The organism is Massilia genomosp. 1 (genome assembly GCF_011682185.1).
GTDB classification, from domain to species: Bacteria; Pseudomonadota; Gammaproteobacteria; order Burkholderiales; family Burkholderiaceae_D; genus Telluria_A; species Telluria_A rubra.
Genome location: NZ_WHJF01000271.1, coordinates 1 through 1,545, shown reverse-complemented (window position 1 = coordinate 1,545; position 1,545 = coordinate 1). Strand labels below are relative to the sequence as shown.

Below are 1,545 nucleotides of genomic sequence, written 5' to 3'. Positions count from 1 at the left end.
CACACCGCTGATGGTGATGGTGCCGTCCGCTTTCATCTCGATCTTGCTGCTGCCCACCTGCAACGTGATATCGGTGCTGGCCGTCAGGTGAATATGCTCGGTCTCCGCCGTCAATTCGACATTGGTATGGCCCTTCACATGCACGTGCTCGGTCTGCGCCGTGGCCTCGATATTGGTCTTGGCCGTATCGTGGATGTGCGCCGTTTCCGCCGTCGTCTCGATATGCTTCTTGACCTTGGTGACGTGGAAACCCTTGCTCACCGTGTTGGTCTGGTGCGGTCCGTGGACAATGTTGTCCTGGTTGTTCAACACCGTCGTGACCATATCCTTTTGCGAATGGATATTGATCAGCTCCTTGCCCTTCTGATCGTGGATCACCATTTCGCAATGGCCACCGCCACCCGGCGTGGAACGGCTCTTGAACCCCATCATGTGCGCGCCGGCCGGCAGGTCGTACGGCACCGGCTGGTCGTCGTTGTACACGCGGCCGGTACAGATCGGACGGTCCGGATCACCTTCGAGGTAATCGATGATCACTTCCTGCCCGATGCGCGGAATCGAAATCGTGCCCCAGTTCTTGCCGGCCCACGGTTGCGACACACGGATCCAGCACGAGCTCAGTTCGTCGCGGCGGCCGTAGCGGTCCCAGTGGAACTGCACCTTGATGCGCCCGAACTTGTCGGTGTGGATCTCGGTGCCTTTCGGGCCGACCACGGTGGCCGTCTGCGGACCCGGCATGTTGGGACGCAAATGCGCCTGGCGCGGGCGATACGGAATCTTGCGGCGGATCGCGCTGAAGCTGTTGCGGTACACATCGCTGGCGCCGCGTTCAAAATAGTTGTTGCGCGCGCTGTACTGCACCGACAACACCAGGAAGTCGTTGTCGCCGCCCTGCTCGAACCAATGATGCTCGGTCAGCTTGAACGTATGGCCCGAGGCAAAGCCGCGGCAGTCGGAGGTGCCGGTGAAAATCTTGGCCTGCCATTCCAGCACTTCCAGGCGCTGCTTGGCTTCCGCCTTGCCTTCGCCCTTGTTCTTGTAGAAGAAGGCCGGATTACCGTCGTACACTTCCATCTTGGGCACGTCGCCCTGCTCGGCCACGGTGGGCTGCTCGACCAGCTGGATCGTGTTCGGCTCCTTGAAGTTGAAGGTGTTCAAGGCCATCTTGGTCGACTGCACCATGCGCTCGGCCGTGAACGCGGTCACCGCATCCTCGGAGTGAACCCGGTTGCCGGCGTTGAACTTGACCGATGCGTGCCCTTTCTGCGGCGGGCAAAAGCCCGCATTGCAGGAGTCGTCGCTGATGACCATGATGTGGCTGCCGGCGCTGTGCTCGAAGTAATAGAACAGGCCGTACTTTTCCATCAGGCGGCACGTGAAGTGCTCGTCGGTCTCGTCGTACTGGACGATGTAGTTTTCCGGCGGATAGCTTTTGCTGGTGCGGAACTCGTAGGTGGCCAGGCCGCCGTGGTCGCCCTTGTAGATCTTGTCGAGCACGCCGAGCACGTTCAGGTCCTGGAAGATGCGCGAGTTGACGCGGCGCTT

The 1,545-nt window shown here is 60.5% G+C and carries 1 protein-coding gene; it reads right to left on the bottom strand.

Annotation, left to right across the window (positions count from 1 at the left end; all coding sequences use genetic code 11):
* The coding region (gene tssI, locus F1735_RS33470) for a type VI secretion system tip protein TssI/VgrG (protein WP_167241303.1) at positions 1 to 1,545 on the bottom strand (1,545 nt) is incomplete at both ends.